This is a genomic window from Catellatospora tritici (assembly GCF_019083965.1).
Lineage (GTDB): Bacteria > Actinomycetota > Actinomycetes > Mycobacteriales > Micromonosporaceae > Catellatospora > Catellatospora tritici.
Genome location: NZ_JAHRCY010000004.1, coordinates 425,962 through 441,805 on the forward strand (window position 1 = coordinate 425,962; position 15,844 = coordinate 441,805).

At 71.3% G+C, this 15,844-nt stretch carries 18 protein-coding genes; 6 read left to right on the forward strand and 12 right to left on the reverse strand.

Going from position 1 to position 15,844, the window contains the following annotated elements:
* Window positions 1–33 precede the first annotated feature (33 nt).
* Window positions 34–1,011 (reverse strand): tyrosine-type recombinase/integrase, encoded by a 978-nt coding sequence (locus KUA19_RS11565; RefSeq protein ID WP_217396343.1) that lies wholly within the window; start codon window positions 1,009–1,011, stop codon window positions 34–36.
* 64 nt (window positions 1,012–1,075) lie between these two features.
* Here KUA19_RS11565 and KUA19_RS11570 point away from each other — a divergent pair, with 64 nt between their 5' ends.
* The 3 genes from KUA19_RS11570 to KUA19_RS11580 all read left to right on the forward strand — a co-directional run bounded on the left by KUA19_RS11570 (window position 1,076) and on the right by KUA19_RS11580 (window position 3,552).
* Entirely contained in the window at window positions 1,076–2,014 is a 939-nt protein-coding gene (locus KUA19_RS11570) for a ribose-phosphate diphosphokinase (protein ID WP_217396189.1), read from the forward strand.
* Entirely contained in the window at window positions 2,011–2,511 is a 501-nt protein-coding gene (locus KUA19_RS11575) for a hypothetical protein (protein WP_217396190.1), read from the forward strand. Before KUA19_RS11570 ends, KUA19_RS11575 begins: the two co-directional genes overlap by 4 nt.
* 150 nt (window positions 2,512–2,661) lie before the next feature.
* Complete coding sequence (locus KUA19_RS11580) at window positions 2,662–3,552, forward strand: LLM class F420-dependent oxidoreductase (RefSeq protein WP_217396191.1); 891 nt, start codon at window positions 2,662–2,664, stop codon at window positions 3,550–3,552.
* Between the two features lie 4 nt (window positions 3,553–3,556).
* Here KUA19_RS11580 and KUA19_RS11585 read toward each other — a convergent pair whose 3' ends face one another.
* The 4 genes from KUA19_RS11585 to KUA19_RS11600 form a co-directional block, all read right to left on the reverse strand.
* The gene (locus KUA19_RS11585) at window positions 3,557–4,723 is read right to left on the reverse strand and encodes a serine hydrolase domain-containing protein (RefSeq protein WP_217396192.1); all 1,167 of its coding nucleotides are present in this window, start codon (window positions 4,721–4,723) and stop codon (window positions 3,557–3,559) included.
* A 393-nt stretch (window positions 4,724–5,116) separates the two neighbouring features.
* Window positions 5,117–5,635, reverse strand: coding sequence for a GNAT family N-acetyltransferase (locus KUA19_RS11590; RefSeq protein ID WP_372451790.1), 519 nt, complete (start codon window positions 5,633–5,635; stop codon window positions 5,117–5,119).
* Window positions 5,636–5,691: 56 nt separating this feature from the next.
* Window positions 5,692–6,042, reverse strand: a complete 351-nt coding sequence (locus KUA19_RS11595) for a hypothetical protein (protein WP_217396193.1) — start codon at window positions 6,040–6,042, stop codon at window positions 5,692–5,694.
* Between the two features lie 107 nt (window positions 6,043–6,149).
* Entirely contained in the window at window positions 6,150–7,124 is a 975-nt protein-coding gene (locus KUA19_RS11600) for a helix-turn-helix transcriptional regulator (protein ID WP_217396194.1), read from the reverse strand.
* 156 nt (window positions 7,125–7,280) lie between these two features.
* Here KUA19_RS11600 and KUA19_RS11605 point away from each other — a divergent pair, with 156 nt between their 5' ends.
* Window positions 7,281–7,481: a hypothetical protein gene (locus KUA19_RS11605; RefSeq protein WP_217396195.1), complete on the forward strand. Its 201-nt coding sequence runs from the start codon at window positions 7,281–7,283 to the stop codon at window positions 7,479–7,481.
* Between the two features lie 15 nt (window positions 7,482–7,496).
* Here the strand turns inward: KUA19_RS11605 and KUA19_RS11610 are convergent, their stop codons facing one another.
* The 5 genes from KUA19_RS11610 to KUA19_RS11630 all read right to left on the reverse strand — a co-directional run bounded on the left by KUA19_RS11610 (window position 7,497) and on the right by KUA19_RS11630 (window position 12,310).
* Window positions 7,497–8,084, reverse strand: a complete 588-nt coding sequence (locus tag KUA19_RS11610) for a GTP-binding protein (protein WP_217396196.1) — start codon at window positions 8,082–8,084, stop codon at window positions 7,497–7,499.
* The gene (locus KUA19_RS11615; protein ID WP_217396197.1) at window positions 8,065–8,448 is read right to left on the reverse strand and encodes a DUF742 domain-containing protein; all 384 of its coding nucleotides are present in this window, start codon (window positions 8,446–8,448) and stop codon (window positions 8,065–8,067) included. Before KUA19_RS11615 ends, KUA19_RS11610 begins: the two co-directional genes overlap by 20 nt.
* A gap of 7 nt (window positions 8,449–8,455) precedes the next feature.
* Window positions 8,456–8,875: a roadblock/LC7 domain-containing protein gene (locus tag KUA19_RS11620; RefSeq protein WP_217396198.1), complete on the reverse strand. Its 420-nt coding sequence runs from the start codon at window positions 8,873–8,875 to the stop codon at window positions 8,456–8,458.
* Between the two features lie 30 nt (window positions 8,876–8,905).
* Entirely contained in the window at window positions 8,906–11,194 is a 2,289-nt protein-coding gene (locus KUA19_RS11625; protein WP_217396199.1) for a sensor histidine kinase, read from the reverse strand.
* 378 nt (window positions 11,195–11,572) lie between these two features.
* A complete protein-coding gene (locus KUA19_RS11630; protein WP_217396200.1) occupies window positions 11,573–12,310 on the reverse strand; it encodes an SDR family oxidoreductase in 738 nt (245 codons plus the stop codon).
* 117 nt (window positions 12,311–12,427) lie between these two features.
* Here KUA19_RS11630 and KUA19_RS11635 point away from each other — a divergent pair, with 117 nt between their 5' ends.
* Window positions 12,428–13,315, forward strand: coding sequence for a LysR family transcriptional regulator (locus tag KUA19_RS11635; RefSeq protein WP_217396201.1), 888 nt, complete (start codon window positions 12,428–12,430; stop codon window positions 13,313–13,315).
* A gap of 192 nt (window positions 13,316–13,507) precedes the next feature.
* On the opposite strand, the gene KUA19_RS11640 is transcribed toward KUA19_RS11635, so the two are convergent.
* Together KUA19_RS11640 and KUA19_RS11645 are read right to left on the reverse strand one after the other, a co-directional pair.
* Window positions 13,508–14,434: a GNAT family N-acetyltransferase gene (locus KUA19_RS11640; RefSeq protein ID WP_217396202.1), complete on the reverse strand. Its 927-nt coding sequence runs from the start codon at window positions 14,432–14,434 to the stop codon at window positions 13,508–13,510.
* Window positions 14,435–14,658: 224 nt separating this feature from the next.
* The gene (locus tag KUA19_RS11645) at window positions 14,659–15,105 is read right to left on the reverse strand and encodes a VOC family protein (RefSeq protein WP_217396203.1); all 447 of its coding nucleotides are present in this window, start codon (window positions 15,103–15,105) and stop codon (window positions 14,659–14,661) included.
* A gap of 50 nt (window positions 15,106–15,155) precedes the next feature.
* On the opposite strand from KUA19_RS11645, the gene KUA19_RS11650 reads away from it, so the two are divergent.
* A complete protein-coding gene (locus KUA19_RS11650) occupies window positions 15,156–15,842 on the forward strand; it encodes an N-acyl homoserine lactonase family protein (RefSeq protein ID WP_217396204.1) in 687 nt (228 codons plus the stop codon).
* The last annotated feature ends 2 nt before the right edge of the window (window positions 15,843–15,844 follow it).

Sequence of the window (15,844 nt, forward strand, 5' to 3'; positions counted from 1 at the left end):
GAACCGCCGATTCCCAGCCGTTTCCGAGCTTGGTCAGCGGCCCGAGCCGCGGCGAGCGCGGGCGGCCCAGATCGCGTACGACGGGTCGCGGTCGAGGTTGTGCCGGTCGCGGTCGTAGCGGCGGGTGGTGCGCGGGTCGGCGTGGCCCATCGCGTCCTGCACGTCCTCCAGCGGCACCCCCTCGGCCCGCGCGGTGGTCGCGAACGCGTGCCGCAGCGAGTGCGGCGACAGGTGCGCCGCGCTCGGGATGCCCGCCTGCTCGGCCAGGCGCCGCACCAGCAGGAACACCGCGTGCCGGTCTAGTGGGCGGCCGTGGCGGGTGACGAACACCGGCCCACTCAGCTGCTCGGGCGACACGCCCGCCGTGTCGGCGCGCTGTCCCAGATACCCGTCCAGCGCCGCCGCGGTGCCCGGCGCCAGAGCGCGGCGGCGCGGCTTGCCGCCCTTGCCGGAGAACCGCACGGTACGGTGCCCGCGCTCGTGTCCGAGGTCGGCCAGGTCCAGCCGCACCGCCTCGCCGACCCGCAGACCCAGGTCGGCCAGCAGCGTGATCAGGGCGAAGCTGCGGGCCGAATCCGCCTCGGCGGCCCGCAGCAGCGCGTCGACCTCGGCCGGGCTCATCCCGATGGTGGCGGAGTGGTCGCGCGACACGTGTGGCCGGTCGGCGCCGTGTACCGGGTTGGCCGTCACCACGCCGAGCTTGACCAGGAAGTCGTACCAGCTGGACAGCCCCGACATCTTCCGGGCCACGGTCGTGGCGGCCAGCGTCCGGCCGCTACGCGGGTCCACGGTGCTCTCCAGTGCCCGCGCGTAGTCGTTGACGTGCGTGAACATGGCTCGCAGCGGCTCGACCCCGTGCTCGCCGCACCAGCCCAGGTATGCCGCCACGTCCCGCCGGTACGCCTCGCGGGTGTTGGCCGACAGCCGCCGGTTGTTCAGCCACGCCTCGGTGAAGTCCACATACTCCTGGACCGAGGCGGCCAGCGCCGCTGTCTGCCGGGGCACCACCATCTCGCCGCTCACCTCGCCGAGCCTACCGGCCAGTCGCGACACTCGATCATCTACCATGCCACTCGTGCGCGACATCGCGGTCTTCAGTGGCAGTGCCCATCCGGAACTCGCGGCGGAGATCTGCGCCCATCTCGGGGTGCCGCTGCATCCGGTGCGGGTGTCGCGTTTCGCCAACGACTGCCTCGAGGTGCAGCTGGGCGCCAACTGCCGTGAGCGTGACGTGTACCTGGTGCAGCCGCTGGTCCCGCCGGTGCAGGAGCACCTGGTCGAGCTCCTGCTGATGCTCGACGCGGCCCGTGGCGCCTCGGCGGCCCGCATCACCGTCGTGATGCCGCACTACGCGTACGCCCGGTCGGACAAGAAGGACGGCCCGCGCATCTCGATCGGCGGACGCCTGGTCGCCGACCTGCTCAAGACCGCCGGAGCCGACCGGCTGCTGGCGTTGACGCTGCACTCGCCGCAGGTGCACGGCTTCTTCAGCATGCCGGTGGACCACCTGCACGCGCTGCGCGAGTTGGCGGGCTACTTCGGCCAGTACGACCTGACCGACACGGTCGTGGTCTCGCCCGACCTCGGCAACGCCAAGGAGGCCGCCGCGTTCGCCCGGCTGCTCGGCACGCCCGTGGCCGCCGGGGCCAAGCAGCGCTACAGCGACGACCGGGTGCAGATCAGCGCGATCATCGGCGACGTCGCGGGCAAGCACGTGATCGTGCTCGACGACGAGATCGCCAAGGGCAGCACGGTCATCGAGCTGATGGAGCACCTGCGGGCGCTGGACGTGCGCTCGATCCGGCTGGCGTGTACGCACGGGCTGTTCTCCAGCGGCGCGCTGGACCGGTTGAGCGAGCAGCCCGGGGTGCTGGAGGTCGTGTGCACCAACTCGGTGCCGATCGCCGAGGACAAGCGCGTACCAAAGCTGAAGATCCTTTCGATCGCCCCCGCCCTGGCCGAGGCGATGCGCCGCATCCACAACGGCGAGTCGGTCAGCGCCCTGTTCGCGTGACCGTCGAACTGGTCCCCGACCACGGGGTCAGGATCGAGGACTGGCCCGACCTGACCTACGGCATGACCCTCGACGACGTGCGGGCCGTGGTCGAGCGACGCGCCAAGCCGCACCGACATGCCTGGGGTTGCGGGCTCACCTGGACGTGGGCCTGGGACCTCGACGGCGTGAGCGTGCGGGCCGGTGGCGGTCCGGACCGGCTGGCTTTCGCCTTCCAGGTCGACCGGCGGACGGTCTTCCAGCACGCCGGCCGCGAGGGGTTGGCCGCGCATCAGCCGGTCGTGTTCGCGGGGGTGGACGTGTTCGGCTGGGACGCCGACGAGGTCGTGGAGTGCCTGCGCGCGGACGGCCACGACGTGTCGGCGGGGCCGCGGCTCGTGCGGGTCGGGGCCGAGGTGTGCCTGTTCCGGTGGGAGCAGTCCATCGCGCGCTTCACCTACGCGACGCTCACCCGTCCCCTGCCGGACGACCCCGACGCACCGCAGTACCGCATCTGACGAGACATCGCGGCAGGACCGGCGCCGGTAGCGCGGGCCTGACCGCTCGTATCGCGGCGCGGCCCGGGAACGGCCGTCGTCGCGCCGTCGGCACCGGTACGGTGACCTCGGCGACCGCGCATCCACGACACTGCACAGGGGGACATTCGCATGCGGCTCGGTGTACACATCGTCAACTTCGCCTTCCCGGGCGGCCCCTCGGCGATCGGGCCGACGCTGGCCCAGGCCGGGCAGGCGGCCGAGGCGGCCGGGGTGGACAACATCTCGGTGATGGACCACTACCTGCAGATGGAGGGCATGGGCCTGGGCGAACCCGACGCGCCGATGCTGGAGGGCTACACCACGCTCGGATTCCTGGCCGGACAGACCAGCACGGTCGAGTTGCAGCTGCTGGTCACCGGGGTCACCTACCGGCACCCGGGGCTGCTCGCCAAGATCGTGACCACGCTGGACGTGCTGTCGGGCGGCCGGGCCGTGCTCGGCATCGGCGCCGCCTGGTACGACCGCGAGCACGCCGCCTTCGGTGTGCCGTTCCCGCCCCTGTCCGAGCGGTTCGAGCGGCTTGAGGAGACGCTGCGGATCGTCCGCCAGATGTGGAGCGAGGACACCGGCCCGTTCGAGGGTGCCCACTACCGGCTCGCCGGGACGGTCAACTCGCCGCAGCCGCTGGCGCGTCCGCACCCGCCCATCATGATCGGCGGGATGGGGGAGAAGAAGACCCTGCGCCTGGTCGCCAAGTACGCCGACGCCTGCAACCTGTTCGCCGGGCCGCAGGCCGGACCCGACGTGATCGCGGCCAAGTTGGCCATCCTGGCCGCCCACTGCGCCAGGGAGGGCACCGACTACGCCCGCATCCGCAAGACCATCACCTGGGCTCCGTTCACCCCGGACGCCGCTTCGACGCCGGAGTTCCTGCGCCAGATGGCGGCCTTCGCCGAGATCGGCATCGACCAGGTGCACCTGATGCCGTTCGGCACCGACCCGGTCGGCTATATCGAGGGCCTCGGCGCCCACGTGGTGCCCGCGCTGCGGCAGTTGTGACGCTTCACCTGGTCGGGGTGGGCGCCGGTGCCGGTGCCGGCGCGGTAGGCAGCGCCATCCCCGCGTAGATCTGGTTCAGGACCGTCGGCAGCAGCGCGTTGGCCGTGGTCATGCCCTCGGGGGTCAGGGTCAGGTTGGCCCACACCACCAGCGTCACGTCGTTGTCGGTGTCGTAGCCGATGAACGAGTTGAAGCCTGGCAGCTCACCGCCGTGGTAGTGCATCGCGGCCTCGGGCCCGAAGCGCTGGTAGGTGATGCCGTACCCGTACTGCTGTCCGTCGGGGTTGGCCGGGTCCTCGACCTGCAGGCTGCGCAGCCACTGCCGCTGGTGGTCGGCGTCGAGCACCTTGCCCGAGGCCAGTGCCCGGATCCATGCGGCCAGGTCGTCGGCGGTGGAGACGGCACCTCCGGCGGCGGTGGCGTACGAGGAGTTCTGGTTGGTGTAGTCGGTCGGCTGCAGCGTGCCGGCGCGGGCCGCGGCCTGCAGGTCGGCGGGGTACGGATCGTCGCGCAGCGCGTAGATCGACCCGCCGTACATGTACCCGTGCGAGAAGGGCTGCGGCAGTTCGGTGTCGGTGGTGGCGGGCAGCGACGTCTGAGTCAGCCCGAGCGGGCCGAACAGCCGGTCCTGCAGCTGCTGGGCCAGCCCGCTGCCGCCGACCTTCTCGGCGATCAGGCCCAGCAGCGCGTAGTTGGTGTTGCTGTACTCGTAGGACGTGCCGGGTGCGAAGTTCGGCGGGTGGCCGAACGCGATCGCCAGGACCTCCTGTGGCGTCCAGGCCTTCTGCGGGTCGGCGTCCAGTGTGGCCGAGAACTGGGGGTCGGAGGTGTAGTTGTACAGCCCGCTGCGCATCTTCAGCAGCTGCTCGACGGTGATGTTGTCGCCGTTGGGCACACCGGGCACGTAGGCCGACACCGGGTCGCTGAACTTGAGTTTGCCGTCCTGGGCCAGCAGCGTGATCAGCGCGGCGGTCATGGTCTTGGTGTTCGAGGCGATCCGGAAGTGGGTGTCACCCGCCGGTGGTGCCTGCGTGCCCAGCTGGGTGGTGCCCGTCAGCGCTTCGAACCTGCCCTGCGGGGTGCACAGCAGGACCACCGCCCCCGGGATCATCATCTGCTCGGCGGCGGCGGCCACGGCGGCCTGGAACGCGGCCTGGTCGATGGGCTTCAAGGCCGATCCCTTCGGCGCGGTCGTGCTCGTCGCGCACGCCTGCGCGGCCGGTGCCGACCCGGCCGTCGGCCGCGCGGGTACGGCGGACGCCGCGTCGCCGACCACCGCGCAACTCGCGGCGACCAGTAACGCGCAAGAGGCGATCGCGGCCAGGCGAGACGGCTTCGGGCCGCCGCGACAGCCCCTTCCACGATGCGCGGCCGGTTGTGCTCCTGCCCGTAGAACCCTCATCGTCGACCCCCAGCCCTCTGCCCGCGGCGAGTTGCTCGCGAACGGGACACCGGGGGTGCCACCACACAAAGCGGAATAATTTTAGCATCAGGCGGCGTCGGCGCGGTCGTGGACGGGTGGATAACAGCTGGTCGGCTGGGGCGCGCCCGCGCCACACTGCGGCTAGGCGGAAGCCGCCGGTGGCGAGGCGGCCAGGCGGGCGTATTTGATCATCAAGGGGCGCAGGCCGCGGCGCTCGTACACGCGCTGGGCGGCGAGGTTGGTGGCCAGCACGCCGATGTAGAGGTCACCGATGCCCAGCTCGTCCAGGCGGGCGTCGACCGCGTCCAGCAATCGTGTGCCCAGGCCCCGACCTCGGTAGGCGGGCGCGACCGACAAGGTCTCCAGCTCGGCCATCCGGTCGCCGGAGACCCAGCTGTCGTCGGGGCCGTCGAACACGTGCACGAACGCGTACCCGACCGGCTTGTCCCCGTCGAGGGCCAGCAGCACGAACGATCCCGGCTCGGCGATCCAGCGCAGGTACAGCTCGCGCCGCAGCTGCCAGGAGCGGGCGTCGTCGTACATGGCCAGGTGGGGCGCGACGGTGCGGTGATGCTCGTGCAGGCCGATCCACAGCGGTTCGAGCGCGTCCACGACCTCCGCTCCCGCGAGCCGGATCGTCAGGTCGGCGCTGCTGCTCACGGTCACACCGTACCCATCGGCATGGGTCCGGCGGCGCCGAACCCATGCCGATGTGCTCACTGCCAGGCGTAGAGGCAGTTCAGCGTCATGCCGGTGTTGACGATTGTGCCGTTGGACCGGGTGTAGGTGACCCCGATCGAGAACCGCAGGTTCGCCGCGCAGGCGCCGTACACGCCGCTGAGTCCGTCGAAGGCGACCACGTGCGACCCGTTGTACTTCCACACCTCGTTGCTCAGCGGCAGCTGGTCCTCGATGTGGCAGGTGTAGTGGTAGTAGCCGCCGGACTCGCAGTCCAGCAGCCCGGCCGGGTTGAGCCGGGCACTGGCCGGTGACGCCATGGCCAGCACGGCGGTCGCGGCGAGCACGGTCGCCGCGACACCGGCGCCGAGGCGGGTCAGGTTCCGCATGGTCTCTCCCATCAGGATCGAGATCGTTGGTGACCCGAAGCCAAGCACCGCCGGTGGCCGCCGGTAAGGCGTCCGGCGCTGCACGAACCGGCGATGGCCGGTTGCTGTCACTCGGCGGCGGGCACCCAGCCGCGACGTACCGCGTGCACTCCGGCCTGGAACCGGCTCTCGGCGCCCAGGCCCTCGACCGCGACCGAGATCAGGCGCCGGACGGTACGCACCGACAGGCCCAGCCGCCGCGCGATCGCCTCGTCCTTCTGCCCCTCGCCGAGCAGCGCCACGATCCGGTGCAGCCGCTCGGTGTCGGACTCCCCGCCCGCGTCGGGTTCGAACGGCCGCGACACCCGCCACAGCTGCTGGTAGAGCACGATCAGCGGCTGGACCAGCGCGGGGCTCTTGAGCACCAGCGCACCCCGGCCCGGCCGGTCCACGTCGGCGGGCAGCACCGCCAGCTCGCCGTCGACGATGAACAGCAGCAGCGGCGGATCCGGGTGCAGCCGCACCTCGTCCAGGGCGGCGACCGTCTCGGTCAGGTAGGCGCGCATTCCGGCGTCGGTGGCGGCCTCGGTGCCGAAGACGGACCGGCTGCGCACCTGTCTGGCCCGGCTCACCTGGTCCATGGCCCGGCTCGCGGCCAGCGCCCGCGCCGACGGTGCCGGTCCGGGATTGACGGTCCACACCTGCCGCCTGGCCCCGGTGGCGATCTGATAGAGCCGCGAACGCACCGCGTCGTCGCCGGTGACGTGCTCGATCAGGTCACCGAACGTTTCGCTGCGGCCCCCGACGAACTCGGCGACCAGGTCGCCGACGCCGTCGCGCAGCCCGGCCAGCGCCGCCCGCCGGGCCTCGATGGCGGCCTCCTCGGCGGCGATGAGCAGGTCCATCGCCCGCTCCGGCGGCTCGATCCGCAACGTGCCGTCAGCGCGGGCCGCGACCAGCCCGCGTTCGGTCAGTTCGGCCAGGCTCGCCCCGGCGTCTGCGTCGAGCAGCCGGTCCAGGTCCGCGCGGGTCAGGCCGGGTTCGGTCAGCAGCATCCGGTACGCCGATTCGGCGGGCCGGGAAACGCCGAACGTCTCGAACATGCCGTCTCAACTCCGTCGACCGCACCGATGATCCATTGAACGATACCTAAGTATGGCCACAAGTGGACATGGCCACTTCCAGCACCCCCGCAGGCGTGGAGTGACCAGCCGCCGGATGCCCATACTCGACGGGCGGTTCAGGACTGGGGAGGGACGATGCCGGGACAACGGCGTACGGGCTTGCTGGCGTTACTGGCCGGGCTGGTGCTCGCCGTCGTCACAGCGCTGGCGGTGTGGGCGGTCGCGCCCTCCTACGCCGACACCGAGGAGCAGCCCTGCCCACCGGCGGCGGTGAAAGGCACCCCGCCGCCGTGCATCCAGCCGTGGATCTGGCCCGACGACCGTCCGTACCCGTGACGGCGCGGCCGTGGCTCAGGCGCCGGTCAGCACGTGTTCGACCAGCCGGATGAGGACCTGCTTGGAAGAGTCGCGGCGGCGGGCGTCGCACAGCAGCACCGGCACGTCCGGTTCCAGGTTCAGCGCCAGCCGCACGTCGGCGGTGGTGTACCGCTCGCCGTCGTCGAAGCAGTTGACCGCCACCACGAACGGGGTCATCCGGTCCTCGAAGTAGCCGATGCTGGCCCAGCTGTCCTTCAGCCGCCGCGTGTCGGCCAGCACGACCGCCCCCAACGCCCCGAGTGCCAGTTCGTCCCACACGAACGAGAACCGTTCCTGGCCCGGGGTGCCGAACAGGTACAGCACCAGGTCGTCGCTGATGGTGATCCGCCCGAAGTCCATGGCGACGGTGGTGGTGTTCTTGGCCTCGACGCCGGACAGGTCGTCGACGCCGACGCTGGCGTCGGTCAGGACCTCCTCGGTGCGCAGCGGCAGGATCTCGCTGACCGAGCCGACCATCGTGGTCTTGCCGACCCCGAAGTGCCCCGCGATCAGGATCTTCACGGCGGTGGGCAGGGTGAACACCGCGGTGTCGGCCGCGGTGTCAGAGAGCACGGAGTCCATGGATGACCGCCTCGAGGACGGGCCGGTTCGGCGTGCCGAGCTCCGGCGCGGGGGATCTGGTGGCGATGAGCCGCTGTTCCAGCAGGTCGCCCAGCAGCACTTTGACGGTGCCTGACGGCAGGTCCAGGCGAGCGGCCAGTTCGGCCACCGACACCGGCAGCCGACAGCAGCGCAGGATCTGCTCGACCTCCGGCGAGGTGCCGTCGGGCGCCGCGGGGGACCGCAGCGCCATCACGATGGAGATCAGGTCGAACGCGCCCCGCACCGGGCGGGTGCGGCCGGAGGTCACGGCGTACGGCCGGACGGTCGGTCCGGCGTCCTCCTGGGCCCACCCGCCGCCGGCGGAGGCGATGCTGTCGTCCATACGCGGCTCAGTGGGCGGGCACCGCGGGGGCGCGCAGCGGTGTGGTGATGTACTGCCCGACCCGGACGACCAGCATCTCCATCTCGTACGCGGCGACGCCGACGTCGATGCCGGTGCCGGTGACGACCGCCAGGCAGGCGCCGTTGCCCGCCGCGGTGACGAACAGGTACCCCGTCCCGAACTCGATCATCGTGCGGCGTACGACGCTGTCGCCGAAGTGGCGCCCCGCGCCCCGGGCGAGGCTGCTCAGCCCGGACGCGGCGGCGGCCAGGTGCTCGGCGTCGCCGCGCACCAACCCGCGCGAGGCGGCGACCAGCAGCCCGTCGGTGGACAGGATCACGGCGTAGCGGGCCTCCACGACCCGGTGGACGAGGTCGTCGACCAGCCAGGTCAGGTCGGCGTTGGCGGTGGCTGTCTTGTCGGACATGCTCGGCTTCCTGTCGGGGAGGGGAATGGATCAACCGGCGGCGGGACCGGACCGGTCGGCTCGCTCGCGGCCCTGGTGGACCGCGTTGACGTAGGCGGCCAGGAATCGGCCCACCTCTTCGGGGGTGCGCCCGTTCGGGCACGCGGCATCGGCCTGCTCCAGCTCCTGCAGGTCCCGTGGTCGCGGAACCGGAACCGGAACCGGAACCGGCGGCGTGGCCGGGGCCTTGGGCCGCTTCTCCCGCCAGGGCAGTCCGGCGGGAGTCTGTAGGGTGTCGGCCGCAGGCAGGGCGGGCACGCCCGTGGGCGGGGTGTCGGCGCTGATGCCCTGCGGCGGGGTGGGGCTGTCCCATCCGGTCGACGGCCCCCGGGCCGGGGCCACCGCGGTCGCGGCGGCGACGGTGGCCAGCAGCCGCTCGTACGGGCGCTGCGCGCCGGTCGTCTCGTCGTCGAGGAACGCCTCGGGCACGAGCACCGAGGCCACCACCCCGGCGTCGGCCGAGCGCCGCAGCCGCACCTCGATGCGGTGCCGGGCGGCCAACCGGCCGACCACGTAGAACCCGAGCCGGGCCGCTCCGGTCAGCTGAAACTCGGGCGGGTCGGCCAGTTGCCGGTTGGCCTCGGCCAGGTCGGGGTCGGTCATGCCCAGGCCCCGGTCCTCGATCTCGATGAGGTATCCGACGGGCACGGCGCGTCCGGTGACCACCACGACGGTCTGCGGCGGTGAGAACGACAACGCGTTCTCCATCAGCTCGGCCAGCAGGTGGATCAGGTCACCGACGGCCCGTCCGGCCACCGCCGCGGTGTCGGCCGAGCGCAGCCGCACCCGGGGATAGTCCTCGACCTCGGCCAGCGCGGCGCGGATGACGTCGATCAGCGGCACCGGCCCGCGCCAGGTGCGGCTGGCGGGCACCCCGGCCAGGACGACCAGGTTCTCGGCGTTGCGGCGCATCCGGGTGGCGAGGTGGTCGATCCGGAACAGGTCGGCCAGTTCCTCGTCGGTGACGGCCTGCCGTTCCATGTGGTCGATGAGCTTGAGCTGCCGGTGCACCAGCGCCTGGATGCGATGGGCCAGACTGAGGAACACGTCGCGTACGCCCCGGCGCAGTGCCGCCTGGTCGACGGTGGCCTGGATCGCCGTCTGCTGCACCTCGTTGAACGCGTGCCCGACCTGCCCGATGTCGTCGGCGCCGTACGCCAGCGGTGGCGCGGCCCCGGCGACGTCCACGTCCTCGCCCAGCCGCAGCCGCTCCACCACCCGCGGCAGCCGCTGCTGCGCCAGATCGAGCGCGGCCACGCGCAGCTCGGCGAGCTGGTTCTGCAGGTTGCGCAGGGTCCGGATGGTGAACCGGATCGACGCCACGACCGCGACCAGGCCCAGCCCGGCGGCCAGCACCAGCCGGATGACGATCCAGATCGCGGCGCCCCGGAACCGCACCACGGTCAGGTCCGCCAGGGTCAGCACCAGCGTGCGCAGCGCCTCGATCGCACCGGTCGCCGTGGCACGCCACCCGGCCGCGTCGACGCCCGGGGCCACCCCCGGCCTGACCGCCATCAGCTGCTCCTCCAGGGCGCGCAGCGCGGTCAGCTCGGGCCCGGCCAGCAGCTTCTGATACTCGCCCCGGTCCGGTTGCGGCAGCCGGTCGGCGACCTGCCGGGACAGGTACCGCTGGGCGCCGACGAGCTGGGTGAGCGTGGCCCGGTCGGCGTCGGTCAGGCGTTCGGCGCCCAGGACGCCGGAGACCACGGCGTCCTCCCGGGAGATCATCTCCTGGCTGTGGGTGAGCAGCACCAGCGTCGAGGTGTGGTAGATGACCTCGGAGTCGTCCCAGGCGGTGTAGGTGTCGTACACGTCGAAGCCGAGCTGGGCCAGGCCGGTGAAGTAGTCGTTGGCGCCGACCCGGTCCACCTGTCCGCCGTCCAGGGCGGTGCGGTGCGACCCCAGCGTGTCCAGACCCGCGAGCAGGTCGGCCAGCCGGGCGTCGCTGGCGGCGCTGGTCGACCATTGTGCGGCGGTGCCCTCCAGCGCCCCGCGCAGCTTCGCCGCGGCCTGGTCGGTGGTGGCGCGGGCGGCGTCCATCGCGGTACGCGACGCCGCCGCGCCCGCCGCGGCGTAGGCGACCGACTCGCGCCGCTCCTCCTGCACCGCCGCGATCAGCGCCTCGGTCGGCTTGGCGACCTGCTGCTCCAACGTGGCCAGCCACACCAGGCTGACGCCTTCGCCGACGGTGACGTACGCGGCGAACGCCCACAGCGCCACCAGCGACGCCAGCACGGCGACGATCTTGTTCCGGAGACCGGGGTTGCGCGGTCTGTTCATGGCACCCGCTCATACTCGGCTGACGACACGCACACGCCTGACCCCCAGGGCAGACGCCTTCACTACTTGCCCCGCGCCTGCGTGTGCCTGCGAAGAGCAACCGGTCCGACACCTGACGTGAATGAACGTCGCACGAGTAATAGCAACGGGCCCCTCACCGACATCGCACCGCCAGTGCGACGCCGCCAAAGCTCAGCCTCGGGTACGGCCGGACGCGACGAAGGCGTACGCCCGACTCCACCGTTCGGTCGTACGCCCTGTCACCGGCCGGTCGTCAGGACACGCAGAACTCGCTGCCCTCCGGGTCGGCCATCGCGATCCACGAGTCGGACCTTGCGGTCGGGTTCAAGAGGGAGGAAGGCCGTACCACTCGCGGGGTTACCAGGGGATGGCTCCGCCGTCCTCGAAGAACGAACCGGTCGGGCCGCCGTCCGGCAGCGTGGCGAGCCGGATCGCCGTGACTGCGCCCTGCTCGGGGGTGCGGGGTCCGTGGAAGCCGGTGAAGTCGGTCGCGACCAGGCCCGGGCAGGCGGCGTTGATCAAGACGCCCGTGCCGGCGAGTTGGCGGGCGTACTGCACGGTGACGGCGTTGAGGAACGTCTTCGACGGCGCGTAGGCCGCCATGACGGGGCCGATGTCGATGTCCGGGTCCGCCTGCCGGGTCAGGGAGCCCACGGCGCTGGAGACGTTGACAATGCGGGGCGACCTGGAGCGCCGCAGCAGCGGCAGCATCGCGTTGGTCACCTGGATGACGCCCAGCACGTTGGTCTCCACCACCGTCCGGACCACGTCAAGATCGAGGCTGGTCGGATCCTGGACCCACCCCGGCCCCATCTCCCCCGAGACGCCGGCGTTGTTGACCAGGACGTCGAGACGCCCGGCCGCCAGCTCGACCAGTTCGGCGGCCTCGATGACGCTGCGTCGGCTCGTCACGTCCAGCGGCACGCCGAACGCGTCGACCCCGGCGGCGCGCAGCTTCTCGACAGCAGCCCCAAGCCGGGCTTCGTCACGGGCTCCCACGCCCACGCGGTACCCCAAGGCGCCGAGACCGGCCGCGATTGCGTACCCAATGCCTTTGTTCGCACCGGTCACCAGCGCGATCTTCGCTTTACTCATGCCGCTGATGCTCGCCCTCAGCCGAGCAGAGCGTCCAACACCGAAACGGTATTCTGTAATACCCGCCAGGTATCAGCCCCGGGAGGGACAGGTATCAACCCCGGGAGGGCAATAGCCATGGACGCCTTGGAGACCCGCGAGCTCAGGTACTTCATCGCCGTCGCCGAGGAGCTGCACTTCGGCCGCGCCGCCGAACGCTTGGGTATGGCCCAGCCGCCGCTCTCCAGAGCCATCCAGCAGCTCGAGAGACGCCTCGGGGTCTGTCTGCTGGAACGCGACCGCCGCGGCGTGCGCCTGACCGGCGCCGGCCAGGTGCTGCTGCACGAGGGCCGCGCGGCCCTGGACGCGACCACCGCCGCAGCTCGACGCACCCGCCGCTCCGGCAGTACAGACCGTCCGAACGGCCTCCGAGAACGCCTGGTCATCGGGGTGAAGGCCGCCGCATCCCACGATCTGTTGCAGCGTCTGCTCGACGCCTACGCCGCCGAGCCCAACGCCGCCGAGATCGAGGTGCTGGCCGGCGGTTTCAACGGGCAGGAGCAGATGCTGCGTGACGGCCGCGCCGATGTCGCGCTCCTCATCGTCCCGTTCAACTCCCTGGCCGGGTTCGACAGCGAGGAACTGCTGACCGAAGGGCGGATCGCCGTCCTGCCCGCAAGGCACCCACTCGCGGCCCGCAAGGTTCTGTCCATGGCCGACATCAGCGACGTCCCCGATCTCCCGATCGCCCGCTGGCCACGACATGGCATCTACGCACCCGGTCCGGGCCCGGAGGTCCACGACCACACGCAGCTGGCCCAGCTGATCGCCCTCGGGCGCACCATGGCCGTCGTCCCCGACTCCGCCCGCACCTGGCTATGGCATGAGCACGCCGCCGTACCCCTGACCGACGCACCCCCCGTCCACACCCACATCGCCTGGCCCCCGCACAGCCGCTCGCTCGCCCTCGCGAGCCTGATTCGCACTGCCACGCAGCTGATTCCGGACACCGCGCTGATGCACTGAGCGGCGGTTGCTTGGTGGTCCTGGTGAAGGAACCGGTTCTGTCCGAAGGTCACGTTCGTCGAGCAGGTCGATGGGTTGAGCGTGCGCTACGAGCGGCATACTCCGCCGTATCTGGTGCAGATCGCCGGCGTCGTCGGGGCCACGCAGATGTGGACCCGGTTCTTGACGGTCTTCGCTGGGTCTCCGCCGCGGTCAGAGCGCGCGGCGAAACATCCGGCGATTGGCGAAGTTGGTGTAGCCGCACCGCTCGAAGGCCTTGGTCATGGCAATGTTGGCCGCGTCGCAGTCACCGCGGATCTCGGTTGCTCCGGCACCCGCCAGGATCTGCGTGCCGCGGGCGACCACCGCCGCGGCGTAGCCCTTGCCCCGGTGGGCTTTGGAGACTCCGACCATGCTGATGATGGCCGACGCGGCGGTGCGGGCGGGCAAACTCAGCGCCGCCGGCGAACCATCAGGGGCGTAGCCGACCTCGTACCACTGCGGCTGATGCTCATACTGCAGGCAGTCCTTGAAATGGCGGGCGGCGGCATCGCGCTGGCCGTGCCGGGCGACCTCAGCCCGCAGTAGCGCGTCGGCGGTGTCCTCGAGCACGTCCTCGAGCAGGTCGACGAAAGGACCTTCGCCCACCTCCGCCAGATTGCGCCAGCTGAGGTCCGGAGTCGGGAAGGGCGCCGAGTCCCCGGCCTGCCACAGATAGCGCCTACCGTCGCGTTCTACGCCAAACCCAGCCGCGGCGAGCAACTCCTGGCGCAGCTGCGGGTCGCGCTGGAACTGCGGGGCCTGCCCTGGAGTGTCCAGGACGTGGCCCCGCGTCGCAGCGCCAAGCGCACGGGCCAGCGCGCCAGCCGCATCCAGCAGTGCCTTGCCGACGTGTGTATCGCCGGGCTCGAACAAGACGAAGTCCACTGGCGTCGCGCCGCCGGGGGGTGCCCACAGCACCACGCTGCCGGCCAGGCGGCCGTCGTCGGCCTCGGCGACCAAGCACCAGTCCGCACAGGTGCATCCGGCCTCGAGCAGGCGCATCAGGTACGCGGCAGTGGCGGCGTTGCGCTCGTCGTCACCGTCGACCACGCACAGGGCGGGGATCTCGGCCGGGCGCGCGGGCCGGATGAGGGTCATAGCTACGGCATGCTACTGGCCTGGATGCCGAGGGCAACCTTGACGAAGAAAGAACCGCTCAGGACCTCCGTCCGTTGTGGCCAAGCTGAATTCGAGCTGACGAGGCACCGCGCGCTCGCCGATGGAACCGATCGATTTCATCGACGCGACACGCCGAACCGGACGCGACAAGGGCGTACGCTCGACTCCACCGTTCGGTCGTACGCCCTGTCACCGGCCGGTGGTCAGGACACGCAGAACTCGTTGCCCTCCGGGTCGGTCATCGCGATCCATGAGTGCGGACCCTGCTGCCCCTCCCACAGCCGCTTGGCGCCCAACTGCTCCAGCCGCGCCGCGGTGACCTCCTTGTCGACGCCTTCGAAAGTCACGTCCAGGTGCATCCGGTTCTTGGCCGTCTTGCCCTCGGGCACCACCTGGAAGATCATCCGGGACCGGATGGGGGACCCCCGACCATTGACGGCCGCCTGCGGATCACGGATGGCCTCGGCCGTGCTCCACACCAGCTCACCGTCCAGGGTCATCACGTCGTCGGGCTTGGCGTGCCCGGCCTCCAGCATCTGCTTGATGAATTCGCCATGCCGCTCGACCTCCCACTCCAGCGCCTGCGCCCAGAACCGGGCCAGGGCGTGCGGGTCGGCGCTGTCGACTGAGATCTGAAAGTTCGCTGCCATGCCCGCGACGCTACCGTCCAGGCCCGACATACCACCGGTTATCGTGGCGGATGCGCATCCGCCGCCTCGACCTCGGCTACTTCGTCCGCCCCGCCGCCGAGACCGGCGGTCCCCAGCCCCGCGCCGAGGCCGTCCTGGGCTACCTCGTCGAACACGACGGCCGTGTCCTGCTGTTCGACACCGGCATCGGCCGCCACCCCTGGACCGACGACCACTACCAGCCACGACCCCGCCCGATCGAACAGGCGCTCGCCGACGCCGGACTCACCACCGCCGACATCGACGTCGTGGCCAACTGCCACCTGCACTTCGACCACAGCGGCGGCAACCCGCACTTCCCCCGCGTGCCGATCATGGCCCAGGCCGCCGAACTCGACCTCGCCGCCGGACCCGGACACACCCTGCCCGACCTGGTCGACTTCACCGGCGCCGACTACCGCCGCCTGGACGGCGACACCGAGATCTGGTCGGACGTATGGCTCATCGCCACCCCCGGCCACACCGCCGGACACCAGTCCCTGGTCCTACGCCGACCCGACGGCACCGTCGTGCTCGCCGGGCAGGCCCATGACTTCGCCTCCGACTACAGCACCAGCGTCCTGAACCGCACCGCCGGGCTGGAGCACCCCGCGTGGCTCGACCGCATCCTCGCCTTCGACCCGCGCCGCGTCCTGTTCGCCCACGACGCCGCCGTCTGGGAACCCGCAAACGACTTGCCGCCCCGCGACCATTGGTGATC